This is a genomic window from Cupriavidus taiwanensis, assembly GCF_900250075.1.
Taxonomy (GTDB): Bacteria; Pseudomonadota; Gammaproteobacteria; order Burkholderiales; family Burkholderiaceae; genus Cupriavidus; species Cupriavidus taiwanensis_C.
Map to the genome: position 1 here is coordinate 3,278,895 of NZ_LT977070.1, position 25,485 is coordinate 3,304,379.

At 67.5% G+C, this 25,485-nt stretch carries 23 protein-coding genes; 7 read left to right on the forward strand and 16 right to left on the reverse strand.

Translation table 11 applies throughout. The features are described from left to right. Positions 1 to 7: 7 nt before the first annotated feature. The 5 genes from CBM2588_RS15300 to coq7 form a co-directional block, all read right to left on the reverse strand. Entirely contained in the window at positions 8 to 1,813 is a 1,806-nt protein-coding gene (locus tag CBM2588_RS15300) for a peptidoglycan D,D-transpeptidase FtsI family protein (protein ID WP_115681199.1), read from the reverse strand. Continuing rightward, positions 1,813 to 2,124, reverse strand: coding sequence for a cell division protein FtsL (ftsL, locus tag CBM2588_RS15305; protein WP_018006229.1), 312 nt, complete (start codon positions 2,122 to 2,124; stop codon positions 1,813 to 1,815). The genes CBM2588_RS15300 and ftsL overlap by 1 nt, the downstream gene beginning before the upstream one ends. Further along, complete coding sequence (gene rsmH, locus CBM2588_RS15310; protein ID WP_115681200.1) at positions 2,121 to 3,110, reverse strand: 16S rRNA (cytosine(1402)-N(4))-methyltransferase RsmH; 990 nt, start codon at positions 3,108 to 3,110, stop codon at positions 2,121 to 2,123. Before rsmH ends, ftsL begins: the two co-directional genes overlap by 4 nt. Positions 3,111 to 3,117: 7 nt before the next feature. Continuing rightward, entirely contained in the window at positions 3,118 to 3,546 is a 429-nt protein-coding gene (gene mraZ / locus CBM2588_RS15315) for a division/cell wall cluster transcriptional repressor MraZ (RefSeq protein ID WP_018006227.1), read from the reverse strand. Positions 3,547 to 3,983: 437 nt separating this feature from the next. After that, positions 3,984 to 4,607, reverse strand: coding sequence for a 2-polyprenyl-3-methyl-6-methoxy-1,4-benzoquinone monooxygenase (gene coq7 / locus CBM2588_RS15320; RefSeq protein ID WP_111519086.1), 624 nt, complete (start codon positions 4,605 to 4,607; stop codon positions 3,984 to 3,986). A 336-nt stretch (positions 4,608 to 4,943) separates the two neighbouring features. Between coq7 and CBM2588_RS15325 the strand changes: the two genes are divergently transcribed. The 4 genes from CBM2588_RS15325 (at position 4,944) to CBM2588_RS15340 (ending at position 8,363) form a co-directional block, all read left to right on the forward strand. Beyond that, on the forward strand, positions 4,944 to 6,077 hold the full coding sequence (locus tag CBM2588_RS15325) for a porin (protein WP_115681201.1): 1,134 nt from the start codon (positions 4,944 to 4,946) through the stop codon (positions 6,075 to 6,077). Between the two features lie 172 nt (positions 6,078 to 6,249). Continuing rightward, entirely contained in the window at positions 6,250 to 7,251 is a 1,002-nt protein-coding gene (locus CBM2588_RS15330; RefSeq protein WP_115681202.1) for a Bug family tripartite tricarboxylate transporter substrate binding protein, read from the forward strand. Between the two features lie 162 nt (positions 7,252 to 7,413). Beyond that, a complete protein-coding gene (locus CBM2588_RS15335) occupies positions 7,414 to 7,917 on the forward strand; it encodes a MarR family winged helix-turn-helix transcriptional regulator (RefSeq protein WP_115681203.1) in 504 nt (167 codons plus the stop codon). Next, the gene (locus CBM2588_RS15340; protein WP_115681204.1) at positions 7,914 to 8,363 is read left to right on the forward strand and encodes a hypothetical protein; all 450 of its coding nucleotides are present in this window, start codon (positions 7,914 to 7,916) and stop codon (positions 8,361 to 8,363) included. Before CBM2588_RS15335 ends, CBM2588_RS15340 begins: the two co-directional genes overlap by 4 nt. 76 nt (positions 8,364 to 8,439) lie before the next feature. On the opposite strand, the gene CBM2588_RS15345 is transcribed toward CBM2588_RS15340, so the two are convergent. The 4 genes from CBM2588_RS15345 to CBM2588_RS15360 all read right to left on the reverse strand — a co-directional run bounded on the left by CBM2588_RS15345 (position 8,440) and on the right by CBM2588_RS15360 (position 14,280). Then, on the reverse strand, positions 8,440 to 10,122 hold the full coding sequence (locus tag CBM2588_RS15345) for a long-chain fatty acid--CoA ligase (RefSeq protein ID WP_115681205.1): 1,683 nt from the start codon (positions 10,120 to 10,122) through the stop codon (positions 8,440 to 8,442). A 188-nt stretch (positions 10,123 to 10,310) separates the two neighbouring features. Next, entirely contained in the window at positions 10,311 to 10,973 is a 663-nt protein-coding gene (locus tag CBM2588_RS15350) for a TetR/AcrR family transcriptional regulator (RefSeq protein ID WP_115681206.1), read from the reverse strand. Between the two features lie 68 nt (positions 10,974 to 11,041). Further along, positions 11,042 to 12,175, reverse strand: a complete 1,134-nt coding sequence (locus CBM2588_RS15355) for an aminopeptidase (protein WP_115681207.1) — start codon at positions 12,173 to 12,175, stop codon at positions 11,042 to 11,044. Further along, on the reverse strand, positions 12,172 to 14,280 hold the full coding sequence (locus tag CBM2588_RS15360) for a molybdopterin-containing oxidoreductase family protein (protein WP_115681208.1): 2,109 nt from the start codon (positions 14,278 to 14,280) through the stop codon (positions 12,172 to 12,174). The genes CBM2588_RS15355 and CBM2588_RS15360 overlap by 4 nt, the downstream gene beginning before the upstream one ends. Before the next feature lie 288 nt (positions 14,281 to 14,568). On the opposite strand from CBM2588_RS15360, the gene CBM2588_RS15365 reads away from it, so the two are divergent. Continuing rightward, positions 14,569 to 15,771: an ABC transporter substrate-binding protein gene (locus CBM2588_RS15365; RefSeq protein ID WP_115681209.1), complete on the forward strand. Its 1,203-nt coding sequence runs from the start codon at positions 14,569 to 14,571 to the stop codon at positions 15,769 to 15,771. Between the two features lie 177 nt (positions 15,772 to 15,948). Here the strand turns inward: CBM2588_RS15365 and CBM2588_RS15370 are convergent, their stop codons facing one another. The 6 genes from CBM2588_RS15370 to CBM2588_RS15395 all read right to left on the reverse strand — a co-directional run bounded on the left by CBM2588_RS15370 (position 15,949) and on the right by CBM2588_RS15395 (position 21,901). Beyond that, complete coding sequence (locus CBM2588_RS15370) at positions 15,949 to 17,010, reverse strand: ABC transporter ATP-binding protein (RefSeq protein ID WP_115681210.1); 1,062 nt, start codon at positions 17,008 to 17,010, stop codon at positions 15,949 to 15,951. Next, positions 17,007 to 18,005, reverse strand: a complete 999-nt coding sequence (locus CBM2588_RS15375; RefSeq protein WP_115681211.1) for an ABC transporter ATP-binding protein — start codon at positions 18,003 to 18,005, stop codon at positions 17,007 to 17,009. The genes CBM2588_RS15370 and CBM2588_RS15375 overlap by 4 nt, the downstream gene beginning before the upstream one ends. A gap of 13 nt (positions 18,006 to 18,018) precedes the next feature. After that, the gene (locus tag CBM2588_RS15380; RefSeq protein WP_062801832.1) at positions 18,019 to 18,951 is read right to left on the reverse strand and encodes an ABC transporter permease; all 933 of its coding nucleotides are present in this window, start codon (positions 18,949 to 18,951) and stop codon (positions 18,019 to 18,021) included. A gap of 3 nt (positions 18,952 to 18,954) precedes the next feature. Then, entirely contained in the window at positions 18,955 to 19,932 is a 978-nt protein-coding gene (locus tag CBM2588_RS15385; RefSeq protein WP_012353976.1) for an ABC transporter permease, read from the reverse strand. Between the two features lie 115 nt (positions 19,933 to 20,047). After that, positions 20,048 to 21,634 carry an ABC transporter substrate-binding protein gene (locus tag CBM2588_RS15390; RefSeq protein WP_115681212.1) on the reverse strand — a complete coding sequence of 529 codons (1,587 nt, stop codon included), beginning with the start codon at positions 21,632 to 21,634 and terminating at the stop codon, positions 20,048 to 20,050. 66 nt (positions 21,635 to 21,700) lie between these two features. After that, the gene (locus tag CBM2588_RS15395) at positions 21,701 to 21,901 is read right to left on the reverse strand and encodes a hypothetical protein (protein ID WP_147298416.1); all 201 of its coding nucleotides are present in this window, start codon (positions 21,899 to 21,901) and stop codon (positions 21,701 to 21,703) included. 56 nt (positions 21,902 to 21,957) lie between these two features. Between CBM2588_RS15395 and CBM2588_RS15400 the strand changes: the two genes are divergently transcribed. Together CBM2588_RS15400 and CBM2588_RS15405 are read left to right on the forward strand one after the other, a co-directional pair. Continuing rightward, complete coding sequence (locus CBM2588_RS15400; protein WP_115681214.1) at positions 21,958 to 23,151, forward strand: M20 aminoacylase family protein; 1,194 nt, start codon at positions 21,958 to 21,960, stop codon at positions 23,149 to 23,151. An 87-nt stretch (positions 23,152 to 23,238) separates the two neighbouring features. Continuing rightward, on the forward strand, positions 23,239 to 24,264 hold the full coding sequence (locus CBM2588_RS15405; RefSeq protein ID WP_115681215.1) for a DUF2891 domain-containing protein: 1,026 nt from the start codon (positions 23,239 to 23,241) through the stop codon (positions 24,262 to 24,264). A 21-nt stretch (positions 24,265 to 24,285) separates the two neighbouring features. On the opposite strand, the gene CBM2588_RS15410 is transcribed toward CBM2588_RS15405, so the two are convergent. After that, complete coding sequence (locus CBM2588_RS15410) at positions 24,286 to 25,233, reverse strand: DUF3047 domain-containing protein (RefSeq protein WP_115681216.1); 948 nt, start codon at positions 25,231 to 25,233, stop codon at positions 24,286 to 24,288. Positions 25,234 to 25,485 lie beyond the last annotated feature (252 nt).

Below are 25,485 nucleotides of genomic sequence, written 5' to 3' on the forward strand. Positions count from 1 at the left end.
TTCGATCTCATTGGGTCGAGCTCCACGGTTCGCTTTCCTGCACCTTGTCGCTGACCACCAGCTGGCGGATCGGCGAATCGGGCTGGACGTTCAGCGCGCGCAGCGTGCCGCCGGTGATGGCGGCGAACGCCGGGCCGGCGACCAGGCCGCCGTAGTGGCTGCCGGCGGTGGGCTCGTCCACGCTGACGGCGACGATGATGCGCGGGTTGGACATCGGCGCCAGGCCGATGAACGAGGCGCGGTACTTGCTGCGGTTATAGCCGCGCCCTTCATGCTTGTAGGCGGTGCCGGTCTTGCCGCCGACGCGGTAGCCCATCACCTGCGCCTCGGGCGCGGTACCGCCGGGCGCGGTCACGGTTTCCATCATCGCGCGCACGTCGCGCGCCACCTGCGGCGACAGTATGCGCTCGCCGGTGGCGGGGCCGTTGGTGCGGAACATCGTCACCGGGATCAGTTCGCCGTCATGCGCGAAGATGGTGTAGGCATGCGCCATCTGGAACAGCGACACCGACAGGCCGTAGCCGTACGACATGGTGGCCTGCTCGATCGGGCGCCAGCTCTTGTACGGGCGCACGCGCCCCGCCACCGCGCCCGGGAAGCCGATCTTGGGCGCCTGCCCCAGGCCGATGCTGGTGTACATGTCCCACATTTCCTGCGGCTTCATCATCATCGCGATCTTGGTCGTGCCGATGTTGGACGACTTCTGGATCACGCCGGTGACGGTGAGCGCGCCGTAGTTGTGGGTATCGGTGATGGTGGCGCCTTCGAAGTTGTACTTGCCGGTGGTGGCGATCACCGTCGACGGCGACACGCGCTTGAGCTGCAGCGCCAGCCCCACCGTGATCGGCTTCATCATCGAGCCGGGCTCGAAGGTGTCGGTCAGCACGCGGTTGCGCAGCTGCTCGCCCGACAGCCGGGTGCGGTCGTTGGGGTTGTAGGTGGGCCAGTTGGCCAGCGCCAGCACTTCGCCGGTCTGGGCGTCGAGCACCACCGCGCTGGCGGCCTTGGCCTTGTGCTTGTCGACCACGGCCTTGAGCTCGTTGTAGGCCAGGTACTGGATCTTGGCGTCGATCGACAGCTGGATGTCCTCGCCGTCGCGCGGAGTCTTGAGCACGCCGATGTCCTCGACCACGCGACCGAGCCGGTCCTTGATCACCTGGCGCGCGCCGGCACGGCCGGCCAGGCCGCTCTCGCGCGCCAGCTCGACCCCTTCCTGGCCGCGATCCTCGACGTTGGTGAAGCCGACGATATGCGCCATCGCCTCCCCTTCCGGGTAGAAGCGCTTGTATTCGCGGGTCTGGTGGATGCCGTCGATCTTGAGCGCGGCGATCTTGTCGGCGACGTCGGGCAGCACCTGGCGCTTCAGGTAGACAAAGCCCTTGTCCTCGGACAGCTTCTTGCCCAGTTCCTTCTCGGACATGCCGAGCAGCCTGGCCAGCTGGCGGATCTTGGCCGCCTCGACCTGGTTGGGCACGTCCTCGGGCACCGCCCAGATCGCCTTGACCGGCAGGCTGGTGGCCAGCACCAGGCCGTTGCGGTCGAGGATCTTGCCGCGCGTGGCCGGCAGTTCCAGCGTGCGCTGGAAGCGCTTCTTGCCCTCGGCCTCGTAGAACTGGTTGCCCGGCCCCTGGATCCACGCGGCGCGCACGGCCAGCGCGACGAACGCGGCGAACATCAGGAACACCACCAGCTTGGAGCGCCACATCGGCAGGCGCAGGCCCAGCACCGGGCTGGCGGCGAACTGGCCGCTGCGCGGGCGCGAGGCGGTGCCGTTGCGGTCACGGCGGGGCGGGTTGGGGCGGGCCATGCTCATCAGCGCGCCTCCGCTGCGCTGGCCGGCGCGGACGGTGCCGGCGGCAGCACGATGCCGGACAGGTACTGGGTCTTGCCGGGGTTGACCGGCGCCATCTTCAGCTGCGCGCGCGCCGCATCGGCAATGCGCGCGCTCTTGCCCAGCGCGCTCTGCTGGTATTGCAGGCGCGACCAGTCGATATCGAGCTGCCGCTCTTCCGCCTGGGCGCGCTCGAGCGCGACGAACAGCGTGCGCGCCTGGTGCTGCGCGCTCACCAGCGACAGCGCGCACAGGATCAGCGCGGCCAGCAGGAAGAAGGTCAGGCGGTTCATGCGCGCGCACCTCCGCCGGCCGGCGCCAGCTTCTCGGCCACGCGCATCACCGCCGAGCGCGCGCGCGGGTTGGCGGCCACCTCTTCGGCGCCCGGCTTGTAGCGGCCGAGCAGGCGCAGCGTCGGTTGCGGCAGGTCGGCCGCGCGCAGCGGCGCCCGGCGCAGCGCCGGATCGGCATCCTGCTGGGGACGGGCGTGCGCCGCCATGAACCGCTTGACGATGCGGTCCTCCAGCGAATGGAAGCTGATCACCACCAGGCGTCCCCCTACCTGCAGCAGGTCATAAGCCGCCTTCAGCCCTCTTTCGAGGTCCTCAAGCTCTTGATTGACGTGAATCCGTAGAGCCTGAAAGGTGCGGGTCGCAGGGTCCTGACCCTTCTCGCGTGTTTTGACGGCTTTCGCCACGAGCGCGGCAAGGTCGGCAGTAGTGGCGACGGGTCCGCCATCGCCGGATTGGCTCCGGCGAGCAACAATCGCCTTTGCAATCTGTACAGCAAACCGTTCTTCCCCATAGTCTCGTATCACCCTGGCAATGTCCTGCTCATCCGCCTGCGCCAGCCACTGGGCGGCGGTGATGCCGCGCGTGGTGTCCATGCGCATGTCCAGCGGGCCCTCGAAACGAAAGGAAAACCCCCTCGCCGCCTCATCGATCTGGGGCGAGCTGATCCCCAGGTCGAGCAGCACGCCGGCGACATGGCCGCGCCCCGACAGGCGCTCGGCCATGGCCGCAAAGCTCGCGTGCTCAATGGAGAAGCGGGCATCCTTGATGGTGCCCGCTTCTGCGATTGCTGCTGGGTCCTTGTCGAACGCAACCAGGGCCCCGTCTGGCCCCAGCCGGGCCAGTACCGCCCGGCTGTGCCCTCCCCTGCCGAAGGTGCCGTCGACATACACCCCGTCGGGCCGCCAGACCAAGGCGTCGACGGCCTCGTCCAGCAGCACGGTGCGATGCTGCAAGGCGGGGGTTGCCGGGGTTCCGGTAGGACTCATGACCTCTTCAGAAAGAGAAATTCTTCAATGCTTCGGGCATGCCCTGCGCCATCGCCTGCTGTTCCTTGGCGGCGTACGTCGCGGCATCCCACACTTCGAAATGGCTGCCCATGCCGAGCAGCATGACTTCCTTGTCGAGCATGGCGGCACTGCGCAGCTCCGGCGCGATCAGCACGCGGCCCGCGCCGTCCATTTCCACGTCGGCGGCGTTGCCCAGGAAGATGCGTTTCCACCAGTGCGCATCCATCGGCAGCGCTGCAATGCGCGTGCGGAAGTTTTCCCACTCGGGCCGGGGAAACAGCAGCAGGCAGCCATCCGGGTGCTTGGTCAGCGTCACCCGGCCCTCGGCCTGCTGTTGCAGCGCTTCGCGATGCCGCGACGGAATCGACATCCGCCCCTTGGCATCCAGCGACAGCGCCGATGCTCCCTGAAACAAGCTCGCTCCCGGTCCACGCCGGCCCTGCGAACGGTTCGCCGGCCGGCCTGCGCGTGAATCCTTCCGTTCCGACTATGGTGAGAATCATCCCATGGCCGGGGCCCAATTTCACACAAAAATACACTTCCTCACACTATTTCCCACTTTAGAGGAAGCGATATGGCCGGTCAAGGCTGCAGGCGGGGCTGCAAACGAGATTTTTTTAATCAGAACAATGACTTAGCGCGCACACCTCACGCACCTCGAAAGTGAATCCTTAATGAAATGAAGATCTTAGGGAGGAAAGCAGAGAAACCACCTGAGAACCACTTGCGGAGGAACTGCCGACCGCGCGGAAAAGACCTGTCCCGGCGCGCGCCCCGAGGATACAACAATTGCCCGCCAGCCCTGCTGAATTCAGGGCTGGGCGGGAACCGGCCGGGCCCGGCCGGCGGGCGTCAGATGCGGTAGGCGGCGGTGGTCATCACGCGCGAGGCACCGCGCATCAGCGCGCGCACCGGCGCGGGCAGGGGCATGCCGCCGGCCTCGCGCGCGGCGTCGCCGTGGCGGATCTCGTCGTCGCGCATCTGCTCGAGGATGGCGCGCGAGCGCCCGTCGGACTCGGGCAGGCGGTCCAGGTGTCCGCCGAGGTGGTGCTCGACCTGGCGCTCGGTCTCGGCCACGAAGCCGAGGCTGACGCGGTCGCCGGCGCGCCCGGCGACCCAGCCGATGGCAAAGGCGCCGGCGTACCAGAGCGGATTGAGCAGGCTGGGGCGCGAGCCCAGCTCGCGCAGGCGCTCGGCGCACCAGGCCAGGTGGTCTTCCTCTTCGCGCGCGGCGGCGTCCATCTGGGCGCGCACGGCGCCGTTGCGCGCGGTCAGCTTCTGCGCCTGGTACAGGGCCTGGGCGCAGACCTCGCCGACATGGTTGATGCGCATCAGGCCGGCCACATGGCGGCGCTCGTCGGCGCTCATCTGTTCGGTGTCCGGCGCCAGCCGGTCAGCCGGGTTGGCGCGCGCCGAGCGCGTGGCGCCGGCAATGGCGCGCAGGGCCACGTCGAATTCTTTGATCAGGGTGTCCATGTCGCAGAGGCGGTTGGAATCGGTGCCCGGGCCAGCCCCGCCATGGTGGGGTGCGCGGCCGCGGCGCGGCACGCCGGGGCGCCATCGGGATTACCCGTATTGTAGCTTGCCTCTAATCGCCGCCAGCCCGCATCCCGCCTTGCGTTGATACGCCCGGCTACTCAGAAACCCTGAGTTGTTAAAACAAGACAAGGGGTTGGGCCCCAATGGTGAACGAAAAGTTGTTTGTTACAGTACTTCGCAACTTCGCAGGAAGTTTGACGCACGGGGGATGGAGACCATCAGGAGGTTCTCCCGCGCAGTCACCAATAATTCTTACAGTGGAGATCAACGAGCATGAAGAAATCGCTTCTGGCGCTGGCAGCGCTTGGCGCATTTGCTGGGGCGGCGCAGGCCCAATCGAGCGTGACCCTGTACGGTGTGGTCGATGCCAACATCGAATACGTGAGCAACATGTCCAGCGTCACGCCGTCGCTCGCCAACGGCCTCGCAGTCGGCCCGGCGGAAAACGTCTTCCGGCTGACCTCGGGCGGCCTGTCCGGTTCGCGTTGGGGTCTGCGTGGCGTGGAAGACCTGGGCAGCGGCATGAAGGCGCTGTTCGTGCTCGAAAGCGGTTTCGGTCTCGATGACGGCAGGTCGCAGCAAGGCGGCCGACTGTTCGGTCGTCAGGCTTACGTCGGCCTGGAAAGTGCCCAGGTCGGCCGCTTCACCTTCGGTCGCCAGTACACCACGCTGTTCGACATGATGGCCAACTTCTCGCCGACCGGCTACGCCACCCAGTATGAACCGGTGGTGGCGCAGCTGGGCCTGAACTTCCGCTCGGACAACACCGCCAAGTACACCGGCAAGTTCGGTCCGGTCACGGGGATCGCCCACTGGTCGTTCGGCAACGGCGTCGCCGGCGCCGGCGAGGTCCCGGGCCAGTTCCGCCGCGACACCGGCTACGGTGCCGGCCTGGCATGGGCAGCAGGCCCGTTCGGCATTTCGGCGGCCTACGACCAGTACAACCCGACCCTGAACGCCGCCGGCGGCACCGGCGACTTCAAGAAGGCGGCCGTCGCCGCCAGCTACGCCTTCGGCCCCGCCAAGCTGATGGCCGGCTACCGCTGGGGCATGAACAAGGCTCCCAACGACAACACCATCCTGAAGGACAACTACTACTGGGTCGGCGCCAACTACCAGGTCAGCCCGGCGCTGGGCCTGACGCTCGCCTACTTCTACGACGACGTCAAGAACCTGAACCTGGCCGCCACCGGCACCACCAACAACATCAAGAACCCCTGGCAGATCTCGTTTGTCGCGGACTACAACCTGTCCAAGCGCACCGACGTCTACCTGACCGCGGCCTTCTCGAAGAACGCCGGCCTGAACTTCGACACCTCGGCAATCAGCTTCGCCAACGGTTACTTCCTGGGTACCGGCGAAGACAAGATGATTGGCGCCGCCATCGGCATCCGCCACAAGTTCTAAGCAGTCCAAGCTCGAACTGGAAAGGCACCTCCGGGTGCCTTTTTTCATTGGCAGGACCGCGCCCCACGATACGCCATAGGGCATCACCTCATCGGCTCCGTCGCGGGTGCCAACTAGAATGCACTGACCATGCCGCCGTCAGGTGCCGCGGCCAATCCCAGGGAGACCAAGCATGCAACCCACTCGCCGGCGCGTCGTTGCGCTGCTGCTGTCCGCCAGCCTCGGCGCGCTCGCCGGCCAGCCGGCGCTGGCCGCCGACCCGTATCCGGCCAAGCCGATCCGGCTGGTGGTGCCCTTCGCCGCCGGCGGCACCACCGACATCCTGGCGCGCGCGGTGGCGGCCGAGCTGGCCAAGCTGCCGGGCTGGAACGTGGTGGTCGACAACAAGCCCGGCGCCGGCGGCAATATCGGCGCCGACATCGTCGCCAAGGCCGCGCCCGACGGCTACACGCTGCTGATGGGCACGGTCGGCACCCACGGCATCAACCAGTCGCTGTACGGCAAGCTGCCGTTCGACCCGATCAAGGACTTCGCGCCGATCACCGAAGTGGCGGCGGTGCCCAACGTGCTGGTGCTCAATCCGGCGTTTGCGCAGCAGCACAAGATCGACAGCGTCAAGGACCTGATCGCCTATGCGCGCGCCAATCCCGGCAAGATCAACATGGCCTCGAGCGGCAACGGCACCTCGATCCACCTGGCCGGCGAGCTGTTCAAGACGCAAACCCGGACCTTCATGGTGCACTTCCCGTACAAGGGCAGCGGCCCCGCGCTGACCGACCTGGCGGGCGGCACCATGCAGGTGATGTTCGACAACCTGCCGTCATCGATGGCGCTGATCAAGAGCGGCAAGCTCAAGGCGCTGGCAGTGACCAGCGCCAAGCCATCGCCGGCGCTGCCGGGCGTGCCGACCATCGCCCAGGCGGCGGGCCTGCCGCAGTACGAGGCCAGCTCGTGGTTCGGCATGCTGGCGCCGGCGGGCACGCCGCCGGACGTGATCCAGCGCATCCATCAGGAAGTGGCCAAGGCGCTGGGCGCCCCGGCGGTGCGCGAGCGGCTGCAGGCGCAGGGTGCCGAGCCGGTCGGCAACACGCCAGAGCAGTTCGCCGCCTTCATCCGCGCCGAAACCGCGAAATGGGCCAAGGTGGTCAAGGATTCGGGCGCCAAGGTGGATTGACGCTGGTTTGCGCCGGATCAGTTGAATTGATCGCCGGCAGGGCCGGGGCGTTTATCGGGTATATATCGCGCATATACTTGAGGCATCAAATGTCGGCCGCCCGCAGCGTGGGCGGCCCCTGGCGGCGCCTGCCGCACACTGCTACCCCAGGCCGCACTGAAGATGCCCAACCTGTCCCCCGCCACCGGCGCCGAGAGCGCGCCGGTCGACCTCGAAACCCGCGCCGACCACACCGAGCACGAGGCACTGCGGCTGTGGCTGCGGCTGCTGACCTGTACCAACCTCATAGAAGCCGATATCCGCTCGCGGCTGCGCCAGGACTTCGCCTGCACCCTGCCCCGCTTCGACCTGATGGCGCAGCTCGACCGCCATCCCGAGGGGCTCAAGATGGGCGAACTGTCGCGCCGCATGATGGTGACCGGCGGCAACGTCACGGGCATCACCGACCAGCTGCAGCAGGAAGGGCTGGTCTCGCGCGAGGCCCTGCCCACCGATCGGCGCGCCTATCTGATCCGCCTGACGCCGGCCGGGCGCGCCGCGTTCTCGCGCATGGCGCGCGCGCACGAGGACTGGATTGGGCAACTGTTCTCGGGCCTGGCCGAGACCGACCGGCGCGCCTTGTTCCGACTGCTGGGCCGGCTCAAATCCGGCCTGATCTCGCCATGAAACCGCTTGCCATCCTCACCCTGTGCGGCGCGCTGCCGGTGCTGGCCGCCTGCAGCAGCACGCCGCAGCCACCGCAGGTCACCCCGGTGAACGCCACCATCAAGCTTGGCCACGTCACGGAAAGGGTGTTCCTGACCCGCCTGGACGTGGCCCAGGTGCCTTCCTACTACGGCGGCGGCACCAGTGTCGGCGTGGGTGCGGCGAGCGGCAGCCACGGCGGCGGCGGCGTGGGCGTGGGCTTCGCCTTCGACCTGAGCCGGCTGTTCAGCAAGCCGGCGCCGGTGCAGCAGGTGGACCTGTTCCAGTACAAGGTGCGCACCCTGGACGGCGCGATGGTGTCGGCCAACGCACCGGCGGCGCCGGGGCTGGAGCCAGGCGCGTGCGTACGCGTGATCTACCCCGACGGCGGCCAGGAGGCGCGCCTGGCGCCGTCGAACGAGTGCTGAGCCTGAACGGCCCCGCCTGAACGCACAACGGCCTCCAGGGAGGCCGTTGTCGTTTGCCGTGGCGGGAGGGCCGGGATCAGGCTGCCGCGCGGCTGTCGCGCAGTTCGCGCCGAAGGATCTTGCCGACGTTGGTCTTCGGCAGCTCGGTGCGGAACTCGACGTACTTGGGCCGCTTGTAGCCGGTCAGGCGCTCCTTGCAGAATTCGATCACGTCGGCCTCGGTCAGCCCCGGGTCCTTCTTCACCACGAACAGCTTGACCACCTCGCCCGAGTGCGTGTCCGGCACGCCGACCGCCGCCACTTCCAGCACGCCCGGGCACTCCGCCACCACGCCTTCGACTTCGTTCGGATAGACGTTGAAGCCCGACACCAGGATCATGTCCTTCTTGCGGTCGACGATCTTCGTGTAGCCCCGCTCGTCCATCACGCCGATGTCGCCGGTCTTGAAGAAGCCGTCCGGAGTCATGACCTTGGCGGTCTCGTCCGGGCGGTTCCAGTAGCCGGCCATCACCTGCGGGCCGCGGATGCAGATCTCGCCGGGCTGGCCCAGCGGCACGTCGTTGCCGTCGTCATCGCGGATCACGACTTCGGTCGACGGCAGCGGCATGCCGATGGTGCCCGAGAACGCGTCGGTGTCGGTCGGGTTGCAGGTGGCCGACGGCGAGGTCTCGGACAGCCCGTAGCCCTCGATGATGGGGCAGCCGGTCTTGGCCAGCCATTGCTTGGCCACCGCCTCCTGCACCGCCATGCCGCCGCCGTTGGCCACGCGCAGGCCGGAGAAGTCGACCTTGCCGATCTCCGGGTTGTTGAGCAGCGCGTTGTACAGCGTGTTGACGGCCGGGAACATGTTGAACTTGTACTTCTGCAGTTCCTTGATGAAGCCCGGGATGTCGCGCGGGTTCGGGATCAGCACGCTGGTGCCGCCGCTGCGCATGCCCAGCAGGCAGCAGACCGTCAGCGCGAAGATGTGGTACAGCGGCAGCGCGGTGATGGTGATGGGCTGGTCGATATGGGCGCCCTTGTTCAGCGCCGGCTGCATCCACGCCTCGGACTGCAGCACGTTGGCGACCACGTTACGGTGCAGCAGCACCGCGCCCTTGGACACCCCGGTGGTGCCGCCCGTGTACTGCAGGAAGGCGATGTCGTCGGGGCCGGTGGTGGCCGGCTGCAGCGCCAGCTTGCGGCCCTCGGCCAGCACGCTGTTGAAGCGCACGCAGTTGGGCAACTCCCACGCCGGCACCATCTTCTTGACATTGCGCACGACGAAATTGACGATCGCGCCCTTCAGCCCGCCCAGCATGTCGCCCATGCTGGCCACCACCACGTGCTTGACCGGGGTCCGGGGCAGCACCTGCTGCAGCGTCGCGGCAAAGTTCTCCAGGATCACGATGGCTTCGGCGCCGCTGTCCTTGAGCTGGTGCTCGAGTTCGCGCGGGGTGTAAAGCGGGTTGACGTTGACCACCACGAATCCCGCGCGCAGCACCGCGGCCAGCACCACCGGGTATTGCAGCACGTTGGGCATCATGATCGCCACGCGCGCGCCGGGACGCAGCCCACGCGACTGCAGCCACGCCGCGAAATGTCCAGAGAGCCGGTCCAGTTCACCGTAGGTGATGGCCTTGTCCATGCAGATGAAGGCCTTGCGGTCGGCATAGGTGTGGAAAGACGCCTCGAGCAGCGCAGCGAGCGAGCGGAACTGGCTGGCATCGATCTCGGCAGGGACGCCAGCCGGGTAGTGTTTCAGCCAAATTCTTTCCATAGCACCGTCTCCTGAATTTCTGAATGGTCGTTCGATTTTTCCGAGATGCTAAACGTGCGTTCCGGTTAAAACAACAACTTAGACGAAGTCCTCAGGGTCTTCCGCCTATCCTTTGCGCCCATGGCGAGCATTATGCGCCACCGATCGGACATGGGCAGCGGGATAACCCCTAGGTGCCCGCGCCGCGCTCAGCCATCGCTGGGCAGCACCAGCTTCATCATGCTGGCGGCGAGTTCCTGCGCCAGCGTTTCGGGGTCGGTGCGCCCGGGTTCGTGCCAGGTGTAAAGGAACCCGACCACACTGCCGATCGCATGCGCGGTCACGCGTGCGTCGCCAAAGGCGAACACGCCCTCGCGCTTGCCTTCGTCCAGCAGCGCATAGAGGTCGCGATAGAAGTCCCTCGCCATGCTGTCGAGCCAGGCCACGGTGTCCGGGCGCAGGTACTGCCGGTCGCGGAAGCTCAGCGTGGCCGGCACGTGGCAAGCGATGCAGCGCCGCGCCATCTCGAGCAGGCAGGCATGCAGCCGGGCCAGCACGGGTTGCGCCGGATCCGCGGTCTCGCGGATCACGGGCAGGCAGGTCTGGGCCGACTCGCGACACAGGATGTCGAAGATCTCGTACTTGTCGGTGAAGTAGTAATAGACCGCCGGCTTGGTCACGCCCAGCGCACGGCACAGGTCGTTCATGGTCATGCCGGGGTAGCCCTTGCTGTAGAACAGCTGCGCGGCGGTATCGAGGATCTGCCGGCGGCGCGCCTCCTGACGCTCGGCGATATGCGGGCGGGCCGGCTGGGGCTCCGGCGGCGCGCCCGACGGCGGCGCCAGCGGTTCGGATCTTGGAGCAATCGACATGACGGCATTCTCGCACGCGGCGCGGGGAGCGCAGCACCGTGGTTACCCGCCCAGGGAGCGCCTGCGGCCTAGTTGACGGCGGCCTTGCCGCCCGCGGTCAGCGTGTCGGTGCGGGTCGCCGGCGGCGCCAGCCGGCGCAATGCCGCCTCGCGCTCGCGGGCGGGCAGCGCGCCGATGCGGCGCGCCTCGTCGTAGAAGCGCTGCCAGTCGCCGTCGCAGCGCGCCAGCAGCGCGGTAAAGGCCGGCACCCATTGCTGGTAGGTCGCCACCGCGGCCAGGTGGGCGTTGGTCAGCGGCTGGTCGAACCAGCGGTCATAGCCGCTATAGCCGCCCCACTCCACGCGCAACCGCGCATAGCCGGCGCGCAGGTCGGCAAAGATCTTCGCCTTGCCCTCGCGCTTGGCGGCGTCGTCGAGTGGGGTCTGGTACAGCGCCACCAGCCGGTCGCGCGTGCCCAGCAGCAGCGCGCGGAACTGCTGGCGCCGGGCATCGTACTGGCGATAGCTGGTACGCGCGTCCTCCGACGCATCCTGGTCCAGCCAGCGTTCCACGCCGGCCGCTTCGACCGCGGTGGCGAAGGACTCGTTGAACGCGGTGTCGTTGCGCACGTACACCACCTGGTGCGCCAGTTCATGAAAGATCAGCCGCGCCAGCTCGCCCTCGGGCAGGTAGACGAAGGTGTTGAGCAGCGGGTCATCGAAATAGCCCAGCGTCGAATAGGCGGGGACGCCGGCGACATAGGTCTCGAGCCCGTCGCGGCGCAGGCCTTGCGCGTACTGCTCGGCGTCGGACTGGGCGTAGTAGCCGCGGTAGCTGATGCAGCCGACGATGGGGAAGCACCACTTGCGCAGTTCCATCGACAGCTCGGGCGTGGCGAACACGCTCCACACCACGTAGGGCCGGTGCAGGTTGGCGTAGCGGCGGTAGCTGCCGTTGTCGGGCAGCTTCAGCTCGCGCGAGGCAAAATCGCGCATGCGGCCGGCCAGCGCCAGCCGCTGCGCCAGGCGCGCATCGTTGGCGTCGCGCGCGCTGGCGATGGCGTCGGTGAGCGGCTGCGCCTGGGCCATGACGCCGAGATGGCCGCCGATCGACTGCGCGTAGTAGCCGACCGCCTCGCATCCCGCCGTCACCACCACCAGGGCCGACAGCGCCGCCACGCCCACGAGTGCCGCCCAGCCGCGGCGGCCGCGCGGCCGCGTCATGCCGCCTCGACCGCCCCTTGTGCGCAGGCTTCGACCTGCACCAGGCAGTCGTAGAACACCGGCGCGCGACCCAGGTCGGTCAGGCGCTGGCTGGTCAGCTCATTGGCGTTCTTGCCGTCGGACGCAAGCTTCTTCCACCAGATCGACAGCCCTACCACCAGTCCGCGCCGGGCGCGATCGGTCACGCGCGCGCGCGCCACCATGCTGCCGCGGTCATTGAAGGCGCGCACCAGCGCGCCGTGCACGATGCCGCGCTCGGCGGCATCGGCCGGATGGATGTCCAGGTGCGGCTCGCCCTCGGTGGCGCGCAGGCTGTCGACGTTGACGAACGAGCTGTTGAGGAAATTGCGCGCCGGCGGCGAGATCATCGCCAGCGGATAGCGCGCCGCCAGTTCCGGCGCGGTCTGCGGCGCTTCGTATTGCGGCACGTAGTCGGGCAGCGGGTCGAAGCCGTCGCGCGCCATCGGCTCGGAATAAAACTGGCACTTGCCCGATGCCGTGGGGAAGCCGCCCTCGGCGAACGGCGCCGCCGGCAGCGCCAGCTTCTGCCAGCCCTGCGCTTTCAGCGAATCCCAGCTGATGCCGGCCGCGCGCGCATCGTCCGGCAGGATCGCCTGCGCGGCAATCGCCTCGTCGCTGTCGGCAAAGCAGGCCTCGGTAAAGCCCATGCGCTGCGCCAGCCGGCGGAAGATCTCGGTGTTGGGCAGGGCCTCGCCCAGCGGCGCGATGGCGGCGTTGTTGGCCAGGAAATAGGTATGGCCGTAGGCCTTGTGCACGTCGGTGTGCTCGAGCTGCGTGGTCGCGGGCAGGATGATGTCGGCATAGTCGGCGGTATCGGTGCGGAAATGCTCCAGCACCACCGTGAACAGGTCCTCGCGCGCGAAGCCCGCCGCGACCTTGCCCGATTCCGGCGCCACCGCCACCGGGTTGCTGTTGTAGACCACCACCGCCTCGATGCGCGGCGCGCCCGGCGCGCCCCCGGCCAGCAAGGCATCGCCGATGGTGCTCATGTTGACCAGGCGCGGCAGCTGCTGCGGCCATCCCGGCAGCAGGTCCGGGCGCTGCAGCGCGGCTTCGTTGATCGGGAAGAAACCCGAGGTCGACAACTGCAGGCCACCCGCCGGATGGCGCCAGGCGCCCACCAGCGAGGGCAGGCACGCCACCGCGCGCACCGCCTGGCCGCCGCCGTGGACGCGCTGCATGCCGTAGTTCAGCCGGATCGCCACCGGCTGGCGCTCGCGCACCGCCAGCTGGCCGTAGAGCCCGGCCAGCCATTCGATGTCCTCGACCGGGATGCCGCAGATCTCGGCGGCACGCGCCGGCGGATAGGCCTGCGCGCGCTCGCGCAGCGCCTCGAAACCCACCGTGTGGCGTTCGATGTAGTCGTGGTCGAGCAGGTCGTCGCGGATCAGCACGTGCATCATCGCCAGCGCCAGCGCGCCGTCGGTGCCGGGCATCGGGGCGATATGGCGGTGGCACTTCTCGGCGCTGAGCGAGCGGTACGGGTCGATCGCCACCAGCGTGGCGCCGCGCCGCTTGGCCTCCTGCGCGCGGGTCCAGAAGTGCAGGTTGGACGCAATCGGGTTGCCGCCCCAGATGATCACCAGCCTGGCATCGACCACGTGCTCCATGTCCATGCCCACGCTGGCGCCGTAGGTGTAGCGCAGCGCGGTGGCGCCGGCGCTGGCGCAGATGGTGCGGTCCAGCCGCGACGCGCCCAGCTTGTTGAAGAAGCGCGCCGCCATGCTCTCGCCCTGCACCAGCCCCATGGTGCCGGCATAGCTGTACGGCACGATCGCCTGCGGATCGCGTGCGGCGATCGCCTGCAGGCGCGTGGCGATGGTATCGAGCGCCTCATCCCAGGAGATCGGCGCGAACTTGCCCTCGCCCTTCTGGCCGACGCGCTTCATCGGCGTGAGCAGGCGGTCCGGGTGGTAGGTGCGCTCGGTGTAGCGCGACACCTTGGTGCAGAGCACGCCTTGCGTGCCGGGATGGTCGGGATCGCCCGCTACCTTGACGGCGCGGCCGTCCTCGACGGTGACGAGCAAGGCACAAGTATCGGGGCAGTCATGCGGGCAGGCGGCGCGGACGATGCGGGAAGCCATGGGGTCTCCGGGCGGGGCTGTGTTGTTTTCGTTCGGTCGTACGGAACGGGAGATGCCGGCGCAGGCCGCGGATGGCAGCGCCTGCGTCGCGCCGGCCGGCGGCGCATTCCCCCGGGCGTGCGGGGCGACGGCGGGGAGTATCTCGTCCCGATTGTATTCGATTATGATGTGCCGGCGCGCTCGCGGCACAGACCGGGACGCGCACCATGCCGCACGATCCAGCAGCTCGCCGGCGCAGACCGGCCAACGCGGCGAACGGGTAACCGAACCATCATTCGCGGGGGGTTTATGTCTTTCCGATCCGGGGTCAACGGCCGGCTTGCCGGCCTGCTGGTGGCGTGCGCCATCGGCACCGGCGGCGCGTCCTGCGCCGCCTTGGCGGCTAACACTGCAACCACTGCTGCCACATCCGAGCAAGGCGTCACCGCCGACACCATCCTGCTGGGCCAGTCCGCCGCGCTGACGGGCCCGACCGCCGTTCTCGGCAAGCAGATGAACTCTGGCGCGCGGCTGTACTTCGACCACATCAACCAGCAGGGCGGCATCCACGGGCGCAAGATCCGGCTCGAGGCGCTGGACGACTATTACGAACCCGAACCAGCGGCCAAGAACACGAAGAAGCTGATCGAAGAGGATCGCGTCTTCGCCCTGTTCGGCTATGTCGGCACGCCCACCAGCCAGGCCGCGCTGCCGCTGGCGATCCAGGCCAGGGTGCCGTTCTTCGGTCCATACACCGGCGCGCAGTCGCTGCGCGAGCCGCGCAGCCGCTACGTGTTCCATGTGCGCGCCGGCTACAACGAGGAAACCGCGGCCATCGTGCGCCAGATCCAGACCACCGGGCTCAAGCGCGTGGCCGTGGTCTACAACGAGGATGCCTACGGCAAGGCCGGCCTGGACGGGCTGGAGCGCGCGCTCAAGGCCGCGCCCGACAGCGGCGTGCAGATCGTCGCGCGCGAGCCCGTGGTGCGCAACACCACGGAGATCGGCGACGCCATGCAGGGCTCGATGAAGGCAAAGCCCGACGCGGTGGTCATGATCAGCGCCTACCGCACCGCCGGCGCGTTCGTGAAGGAAGCGCTGCGCCGCGGCTACAACGGCCAGTTCTACAACGTCTCCTTCGTCGGCACGCAGGCGCTGGCCAACGTGGTCGGCGCGCAGGGCAGCGGCGTGATCATCTCGCAGGTCATGCCGCACCCGGGCAACGCCACGCTGCCGATCGTGCGCGAATACCTGCGCCTGCTGCAGGCCGCGGGCAAGCCCAGCGAATTCGACTATGCCAGCATCGAGGGCTTCATCGCCGCCAAGACCTTCACCGAAGGCCTGCGCCGCGCGGGCAAGGACCTGACGCGCGAGAAGCTGGTGACCGCACTGGAATCGATGCGCAACTATGACCTGGGCGGCTTCATCGTCAACTTCACGCCCGAGAACCATGTCGGCTCGAAGTTCGTGGAGATGACGATCATCAATTCGAAGGGCCAGGTGATCCGCTGACGCGCTCAGCGTGACCGCATGTTGTCTCCCCTCTCCCGCTTGCGGGAGAGGGGCCGGGGGAGAGGGCAGGCGCATGGCAAGCATCAAGGCGCCTCACTCCGTCGAGACTCCTGCCCTCTCCCCCGCCCCTCTCCCATAAATGGGAGAGGGGAGCAAACCAACGCCGGTTGAAACGCCCTACTTCATGTCATTCAAATGACATGCCGAGAACCGCAGCGGCGCAATCTCCTTGAGCAGCGGCTGCTCTTCGCGGCAACGCGGCATCGCGTGCGGGCAGCGCGGATGGAAATGGCAGCCGCTCGGCGGGTGCAGCGGCGACGGGATCTCGCCGCGGATCGCGACGTAGTTCTTGCGCGCCACCTCCAGCTTGGGCGCCTCCGCCAGCAGCGCCTGCGTATAGGGATGGTTGGGCGCGGCGAACACGTCCTCGGTCGGCGCGGATTCGACCACCCGTCCCAGGTACATGATCACCACCCGGTCGCTGATGTGCTTGACCACGCCCAGGTCGTGGCTGATGAACAGGTAGGTCAGGTTCAGTTCTTCACGCAGGCGCATGAACAGGTTCAGCACCTGCGCCTGGATCGACACGTCCAGCGCCGCCACCGATTCGTCGCAGACCAGGAACTCCGGCTTCACCGCGAGCGCGCGCGCGATGCCGATGCGCGCGCGCTGGCCACCGGAGAACTGGTGCGGAAAGCGGCGCAGCACGGTCGGGTCCATGCCCACGCGCACCAGCATGTCTTCGACATAGCCCTTTTGCGCGCCGCGTTCGACCATGCCGTGCACCACCGGCGCCTCGCCGACGATATCGAGCACGCGCAGCCGCGGGTTGAGCGAGGCGTACGGGTCCTGAAAGATCATCTGGATCGCCAACTGCTTCTCGCGACGCTTGTCGGGAGGCAGGTGATCCAGGTTGGTGCCGCGCCACAGGCGCTCGCCTTCGGTCAGCGAGTGCAGGCCCACGGCCATGCGGCCGAGCGTGGACTTGCCGCAGCCGGATTCGCCCACCAGCCCCACTACCTCGCCGGCGCGGATGCTCAGGTCGACCCGGTCCACCGCATGCACCACCTCTTCGCGCGCATGCGCGCCGAACAGGTTGGCGATGCGCGCCGCGGCATCGAGCGACTTGACGAAGCGCTTGGACACGCCGCGCAGTTCAAGGATCGGCGCAGCGGGCGTCGCGCCTTCTTGCCCGGCCGGTTCGGTCATCGGGCGGGATTGCAGTGCAGTGGCGTTCATGCCGCCTCCTGGTTGGCGAGCACCGGATGGAAGCAGCGCAGGCGGCGCCCGTCCGCGGCGGTTTCCAGCGGGGGTTCGGTCTTGCAGGCCGCGGTCGCATAGGGACAGCGCTCGCGGAACGAGCAGCCGCCCGGCAGGTTCAGCAGCGATGGCGTCATGCCCGGGATCTGCCGCAGCGGCGCGCCGCGCGGATTGCGCGACGGCGCCGAGCTGATCAGCCCGTGCGTGTAGGGATGTTCGGGGCGCTCCAGTACCTGGCGCACGTCGCCGGCCTCGACGATCTTGCCGGCATACATCACGCAGACGGAATCGGCCAGTCCCGCCACCACCGACAGATCGTGCGTGATCCAGATCAGCGCAGTGCCGGACTCGCGGCACAGGGTCTGCATCTCGTACAGGATCTGGCCCTGGATGGTGACGTCGAGCGCCGTGGTCGGTTCGTCGGCAATGATCAGGTCGGGCTTGTTCAGCAGCGCCGTGGCAATGGCCACGCGCTGGCGCATGCCGCCCGAGAACTGGTGCGGATAGGCCTGCAGGCGCTCGTCCGGCGACGGAATGCCGACCCGTGCCAGCGCATTGCGCGCGCGCTCGCGCGCCACCGCCTTGCTCACGTTCTCATGTGCCAGCACCGCCTCGATCATCTGCGTGTCGATGCGCAGCACCGGGTTGAGCGTCATCATCGGATCCTGGAAGATCATCGCGATGCGGTTGCCGCGCACGTCGCGCTGCTGCGCCGGCGTGAGCGCGCGCAGGTCGCGCGTGACGCCGTCGCGGCTGGTCAGCGCGATGCGCCCGTCGACGATCTTCCCCGGCGGGTCGATCAGGCCCATGATCGAATAGCCGGTCATGGACTTGCCCGAGCCGGACTCGCCCACCAGCCCCATGATCTCGCCGCGGCCCACGGTGAAGGACACGTCGTCGACGGCCCGGGCGATGCCGCCGCGCGTATAGAAATGCGTTTTCAGGTGTTCTACCACCAGTGTCGGTTGTGCCATGTTGCGCTCCCCGTTATTGCGTCTGCAGGCGCGGGTTCAGCACATCGCGCAGCTGGTCGGCGACCAGGTTCATCGCCACGATGGTGACCACCAGCGCGATGCCCGGGAAGAAGCTGATCCAGTACTTGCCCGACAGCATGTACTGCTGGCCGTTCGAGATCAGCGAACCGAGCGACGGCTCGGTGATCGGCACGCCCAGCCCGAGGAAGGACAACGTGGCCTCCAGCGTGATCGCCGAGGCCACCTGCAGCGCCGCGATCACGATCAGCGGCGGCAGGCAGTTGGGCAGCAGGTGGCGGAACATGATGCGCGCGGGCGGCAGGCCCAGGCAGGTGGCGGCTTCGATGTACTCCTTGCGGCGTTCGACCAGCGCGGCGCTGCGCGTGGTGCGCGCATAGTAGGCCCACTGCACCGCGACCAGCGCGATCACGATATTGCCCAGCCCCGGGCGCAGGAAGGCCAGCAGGATCAGCGCCAGCAGGATCGGCGGGAACGACAGCTGCAGGTCCGCCACACGCATGATGAAGGCCTCGGTGCGCCCGCCCAGGAAGCCGGCCAGCAGGCCCAGCGTGGCGCCCAGCAGCAGCGCGATCAGGGTGCTGACCACGCCCACGCCGATGCTGATGCGCAGCCCGTACATCACCGCCGACAGGATGTCGCGGCCCTGCTCGTCCGAGCCCAGCAGGAAGGTCATGCCGCTGCCAGCCTGCTCGCCCGGCGCCAGGCGCGCGTCGAGCACGTCCAGCGTGGCCAGGTCATACGGGTTCTGCGGCGCCAGCCACGGCGCGAAGATGGCGATCAGGATGATGGTCACCAGCGTGGCCAGCCCGGCCACGGCGATCTTGCTGGCGAAGAACTCGGCGGCAAAGCGCCGCCACGGGGACTGCTCGCGCGCCGCGGCGCGCGGCGGCGTCTTGTCTTCGGGTTCGACAGTTACTGCGGTCATGGCTCAGCCCTTGTTGTCGGCAATGCGCACGCGCGGATCGAGCATGCTGTAGATGATGTCCACCACCAGGTTGATCAGGATGAACAGCGTCACGATCACCATCAGGTAGGCGACGATCACCGGCCGGTCCAGCAGCTGGATCGAGTCGATGATGAGCTTGCCCATGCCGGGCCAGGCGAAGATGGTCTCGGTCACGATCGCAAAGGCGATGATCGAGCCGAACTGCAGCGCGATCACGGTGACGATGGGGATCAGGATGTTCTTCAGCACGTGCACGCCGACGATGCGGGTGTTGGACAAGCCCTTGGCGCGCGCGAACTTGACGTAGTCCTGCAGCATCGCCTCCTGCGTGCCGGCGCGCGTGAGCCGGATCACCATGGCGATGTTGAGCAGCGACAGCGTCACGGCGGGCAAGATCAGGTGGCGGATCCCGTCCGCGGTCAGGAAGCTGAGCGGGATGCCCAGCACGCGCACGGTCTCGCCGCGGCCGTTGGACGGCAGCCAGCCCAGCTGCACCGCGAACACCATGATCAGCATCAGCCCGACCCAGAAGGTGGGCAGCGAGAAGCCGAGGATCGACACCGTCATGATCGACTTGCCGGCAATGCCCTTGGGCCGCAGCCCGGCCCACAGGCCCAGCGGGATGCCCAGCACGATCGCCAGCAGGATCGCGCAGACCGCCAGCTCCATGGTCGCCGGCATGCGTTCGAAGATGAGCTTGAGCGCCGGCGTGCCATGCGCGAACGACGTGCCCAGGTTGCCTTGCAGCGCGTTCTGCAGGAACACCCAGTACTGCTCCCACAGCGGCTTGTCCAGGCCCAGCGCCGCGATGGTGCGCTTGATGTCCTCCTGGTCGGCCTGCGGATTGATCAGGATGTCGACGGGATTGCCGATGGCAAAGACGCCGAGGAAAACCAGCAGCGACATGACGAAGAGCACGACCACGCTCTGCATCAGGCGCCGGATGATAAAGACCAGCATATTCGAACCACTTTCCTTTCGCGCGGGAATGCGCACGCCGCCCGGGAGCGCGTGGCGCTTCCAGGCGGCGCGGCAGCCATGCGCGGCACCGCGAACTCAGCAGCAGGCAGCCTGCTTACTGGGGCTTGAAATTATGCGCGTACGTGCGCTCGTCGGTGCGCGGCACGTAGACGATGCCCTTCTGCGTGGCCCAGGTGGTCACCTGCTGGTGGATCGGGATGATACCGCCATCGTTGATCGCGATCGCGGTGGCTTCCTGCAGCAGCTTGGAGCGCTCGGTGTCGTCCACCGTCGACAGCGCCTTTTCCAGCACCACGTCCATCTTCGGGTTGCAGTACTCGCCCCAGTTGGTGGTGCCGAAGCCCTTCTTGCTGTCTTCGCACGCCAGCAGCGCGCGCAGCGGCGAGCTGACCTCGCCGGTCTGGGCGCCCCAGCCGAGCAGGCCGAACGACCACTCGTGCTTGATGCCCTTGGACGAGTACGTTGCCATCGGCATGCCCTCGACCTTGGTGGCGATGCCGATGCGGGTCAGGTTCTGCGCGATGGTCTGGGCAATCTTCTCGTCGTTGACGTAGCGGTTGTTGGGCGTGTGCAGCGTCACGCCGAAGCCGTTGGGGAAGCCCGCCTCGGCCAGCAGCTTCTTGGCGCCCTCGGGGTCGTACTTGACCGTCTTCAGGTTGGGGTTGTAGCCGAACAGCGTGGGCGGCACCAGGTTGTTGGTCGGCTCGGACAGGCCTTCCATCAGCCGGTCCTTGATGCCCTGCCGGTTGATCGCCATGCTGATGGCGTTGCGCACGCGCGTGTCCTTCAGCGGGTTCTTGTCCAGTGGCGCGCCTTCCTTGGTGGTGACGTAAGGCGACTTGTCGCGCTTGGCATCGAAGTACAGGTAGATCACGCGGTGCGAGATCTTGGAGAAGAACGCCAGCTTGGGATCGTTGCGCACCTTGGGCAGGTCGGGCGTGGGCACGTTCTCGATGGCCTGCACATCGCCCGACAGCAGCGCCGCCAGGCGCGTCGCCGGGTTGGGGATGAAGCGCAGCGTGACCTTGTCCCAGGCCGGCTTGTTGCCCCAGTAATCGTTGTTGCGCACCAGCTCGACCCGGTCGTCGCGCGCATAGCTGACGAACTTGAACGGGCCGGTGCCGACCATGCCCTTGCCCTGCGCGAAGTCATCCGAGCTCAGGCCCTGCGTGGCCTTCTTCTGCACGATGAAGATCGAGGTCAGGTCGTTCAGCATCAGCGGATACGGCTGGGCGGTGGTGAGCTGGATGGTGTGCTTGTCGATGATCTTCTTGTTGACGATCGCCTTGGTGTAGACGTCGAACTTGCCCGGGCTGTTCTGGATCGTGGCGGGGCGGTCGAGCGACCAGATCACGTCCTCGGCGGTCAGCTCGGAGCCATCGTGGAACTTCACGCCCTTGCGGATCTTGAATTCCCACGTGAGGTTGTTGACCAGCTTCCACGACTCGGCCAGGCCCGGGATGATGCGGCTGTCCGGGTCCATCTTGGTCAGCGAGTCGAAGATATGCTCGGAAACATTGATGTTGGAGAACAGGTTGTAGAAGTGCGGATCCATCGAGGTCGGCGGCGAACTCATGGCCAGTTTGAGGTCCGCGGCCTGGGCGGTGCCGGCCAGCGCGAGGCCAAGGGCCCCCGCCACCGCGACCGCGCCAATTGCCTTCTTGAAAGTGCGAAGGGACATCGCGCAATTCTCCCTGTAGGAAGTGAAGCAGACGTTTTAGGATCGGCAATGCGCGCGCGCAGCGGGTCACGAGCGGCGCTGCTTTTTGGTGCGATGGGGCATCACAAAGCGACGGTATTGCCGGCCGGGCACTTCAAGCATGAACTGTTCCAGCAGTGCGCATGCCACGGCAATGCGGGGAAACCCACCCGCGCCGGCATATTGCACTGCGCCAAGGCGACGATCGCGCAGCAAATCGCCGCGTTTTGGCGCTTTCGCGACAGGCATCGTATGATCCGGGTATCCCATTGCTAACGCCTTCGACCCCAAGGCCGCCCGGCATCATGAAGCTGATCCCCGAAATCCTGCAGGCGCAAGCCGAAATCCGCGCGATCCGGCGCGACATCCACGCCCATCCTGAACTCTGCTTCGAAGAGCAGCGCACCGCCGACGTAGTCGCGCGCAACCTGGAAGCGTGGGGCATCGAAGTCCACCGCGGGCTGGGCACCACCGGCCTGGTCGGTGTGATTCGCAATGGCAGCAGCACGCGCACCATCGGCCTGCGCGCCGACATGGACGCATTGCCGCTGCAGGAAGCCAACACCTTCGACCACCGCTCGCAGCACACCGGCAAGATGCACGCGTGCGGCCATGACGGCCACACCGCCATGCTGCTGGGCGCAGCGCGCTACCTGGCACAGCACAAGCCCTTCGACGGCACCGTGCACCTGATCTTCCAGCCGGCCGAGGAAGGCGGCGGCGGCGCGCGCGAGATGATCAAGGACGGCCTGTTCGAGCGCTTTCCGTGCGACGCGGTGTTCGGGGTGCACAACTGGCCGGGCATGCCGGTGGGTGCCTTCGGCACGCGCGCGGGCCCGCTGATGGCCTCGAGCAACGAGTTCCGCATCGTCGTGCGCGGCAAGGGCGCGCATGCGGCCATGCCCAACAACGGCAACGACCCGGTCTTCACCGCGGCGCAGATCGTGTCTGCGCTGCAGGGCATCATCACGCGCAACAAACGCCCGATCGATACCGCGGTGATCTCGGTCACGCAGTTCCATGCCGGCGATGCCACCAACATCGTGCCGGACCAGGCCTGGATCGGCGGTACCGTGCGTACCTTCACGGTGCCGGTGCTGGACCTGATCGAGCGGCGCATGGAAGAGGTGGCGCGCGCGGTCGCGGCCGCATTCGACTGCACCATCGAATACGAATTCCACCGCAACTATCCGCCCACCATCAACAGCGAGGCCGAGACCGGCTTTGCCGCCGCGGTCGCCGCCGAGCTGGTCGGCGCGGACAACGTCGACAGCAACGTCGAGCCCACCATGGGCGCCGAGGATTTCTCGTTCATGCTGCAGCACAAGCCGGGCTGCTATCTGTTCCTGGGCAATGGCGACGGCGGCCATCGCGATGCCGGCCATGGCATCGGGCCTTGCATGCTGCACAACCCCAGCTACGATTTCAACGACGAACTGCTGCCGGTCGGCTCGACCTTCTTCGTGCGGCTGGTGGAGAAGTGGCTCGCTCCTGCCTGATGGCAGGTAGTTGACGGCATAGACCAGAGCGTGCCCGAGCACGCCTGCCTGAGCAGGGCAATACGATCACAAAGGGGAGCTTCGGCGATGGGGCGTTCGGCGCTGGATCGCGAGACCGCGCGCAGCTTTGCGCGCGTGGCGCTGGAGAATATCCTGCGCCGTTATCCGTACAAGCTGGACCACATGATGGCGGGCGCCGGCGATCTCGCCGGGCCGGCCGCCTGGCATCCGGTGTTTTGCGGCAGCTACGACTGGCACTCCAGCGTGCATATGCACTGGCTGCTGGTGCGGTTGCTGGCACTGCATCCGGACCTCGACGAAGCGCCGCGCATCCGCGCCATGCTGGACGCTCAGCTGCGCCCAGACGCCATGGCCGCCGAACTCGCGTACTTCCGCCGGCCGGAGGCCCGCACCTTCGAGCGCCCCTACGGCTGGGGCTGGATGCTGAAGCTGCAAGCCGAGCTGCTGGCGCTGGCACGGCACGACCCGCATGCCACGGCCTGGGCCGAAGCCTGCGCACCGCTGGCCTCGCACTTATCGCAACAACTGGCGGATTTCCTCGATGCGGCAGCGTTTCCGGTGCGCACCGGGACCCATTTCAACAGCGCCTTCGCGCTGGTCATGGCCCTTTCCTATGCGCGCGCGCATCAGGATCTGGCCTTGCGGCGCGCCATCGTACGGCGCGCCCACCGCTGGTTCGGCCACGACCAGAAGTATCCGGCCCGCTACGAGCCCGGCGGTGACGAGTTCCTGTCCGGCGGACTGACCGAAGCCGTGCTGATGCACGCCGTGATGGACGGCTGCGCGTTTTCGGAATGGTGGGAGTTGTTCGTGCCGGGCCAGGCCGAACTGGCCAACTGGCTGACGCCGGTCACGGTGACCAACCGCGGCGACCCCAAGGCCGCACACCTGGACGGCCTGAACCTGTCACGCGCGTGGTGCTGGCGCATGCTGGAACCCGCCCTGCCCGATCCGCTGCGGCCGCTGGCAATCCGCGCGTGGTCGGACCATATCGAGGCGTCGCTGCCCCAGGCGGTGGAGGGCGAGTATGTGTCCACGCACTGGCTGGCCTCGTTCGCGGTGCTCGCGCTGGCCGAGCCGATCGGCGGCTGAGGGCGCCGCCGGCGCGGCAACCTAGTCCAGCGCGATGTCGCCGTACCAGGCTTCGGCCTTGCTCTTGGTATTGTCGGTATCGGTCATGATGCCGACCGCGATGACGCGGCCGGGATCGGTCCCGAACGCCTTGCGGTAGTCGGCGCGCAGATCGCGCTCGTGGCAACGCCACTCATTGGCGTGCTTCATGCCGCTATCCACTACGATCATGCGCACGCGATCGGTATGCGGGTTCTTCACCACCGCGCCTTCCGCGCGCTGCCCGCCCCAGATATACATCAGCGTCGCGTACGGCATCTCGCGCCCGGTGGTCAGCCGCGCCATCTCGTACATCAGCTGGTCCTTGAGCGGCAGTGCGCCCTTGTCGCCGTCGAACGCGACAAACAGGCGCAGCGGCGAATCCTCGCGCGGGCCATGACTGTTGTCGGCGTTGCGGATGATGCCGCTGGTCTTCCAGGTCCAGCGCAGCATGCCGGCGTCGCGCTCGCGCAGCGGCACATAGAGGCCAGAGGCCGAACTGTCGGCCTTGGCGTGCACCACGACACGCTGGTCGACCTCGGCCATCGAGTAAGTGGTGGGAATCTTGTTGCGGTTGATGGTCCACGGCTGCCAGCCAACGGGCAGCCGGTTGCCGCGTGGGGAAACCGAAAACAACGGCAGCGTGGCGAGGGTGGCCGGCGAAGCGTCGGCGGGTTCGCCATCGTCCCCTGCTTCCGCATCGGCCGCCAGCGGGTTGGCAGCGGCCAGGGCGTCGGGTTCAATGACCGCGGTCTCGGCCTGCGCGGCGGCGTGGGCGGCCATGCGCTCGGTGAAGGCCTGGCAATCAATGGCGGAGCCGGAGGCAATCGGGGCGGCGGGAGCCGAGCCGCCTTGCGGTGGGGAAGGTTGAGGGGAAGTGGAAGCGCACCCTGCCAGCAGCAGCGCGCCGGCGGCGCCAGTCAAAACCAGCCGGAACCTCTTGGCCGTCATGTAACCCCTCGAAACCCGAAATCGCGGACCCGCTCTGTCGGCATCGGCCCGCTCTATTGCTCACTGCTTGCTGCAAACGCGTGTTGCAACCGCCTTCGTGCCACCCGTTGGCACTTGAGGGTCGAACATAGCAGAAGGCGGACCGGTCAGGAATGCGCCACGACCCGCAATGCAGCATGAAAACAACGGGGTTCGGCGTGCCGGCGTCAGGGCAATAGCGAGCGCAGCGTTTCCGCTACGCCAAAGACAAAA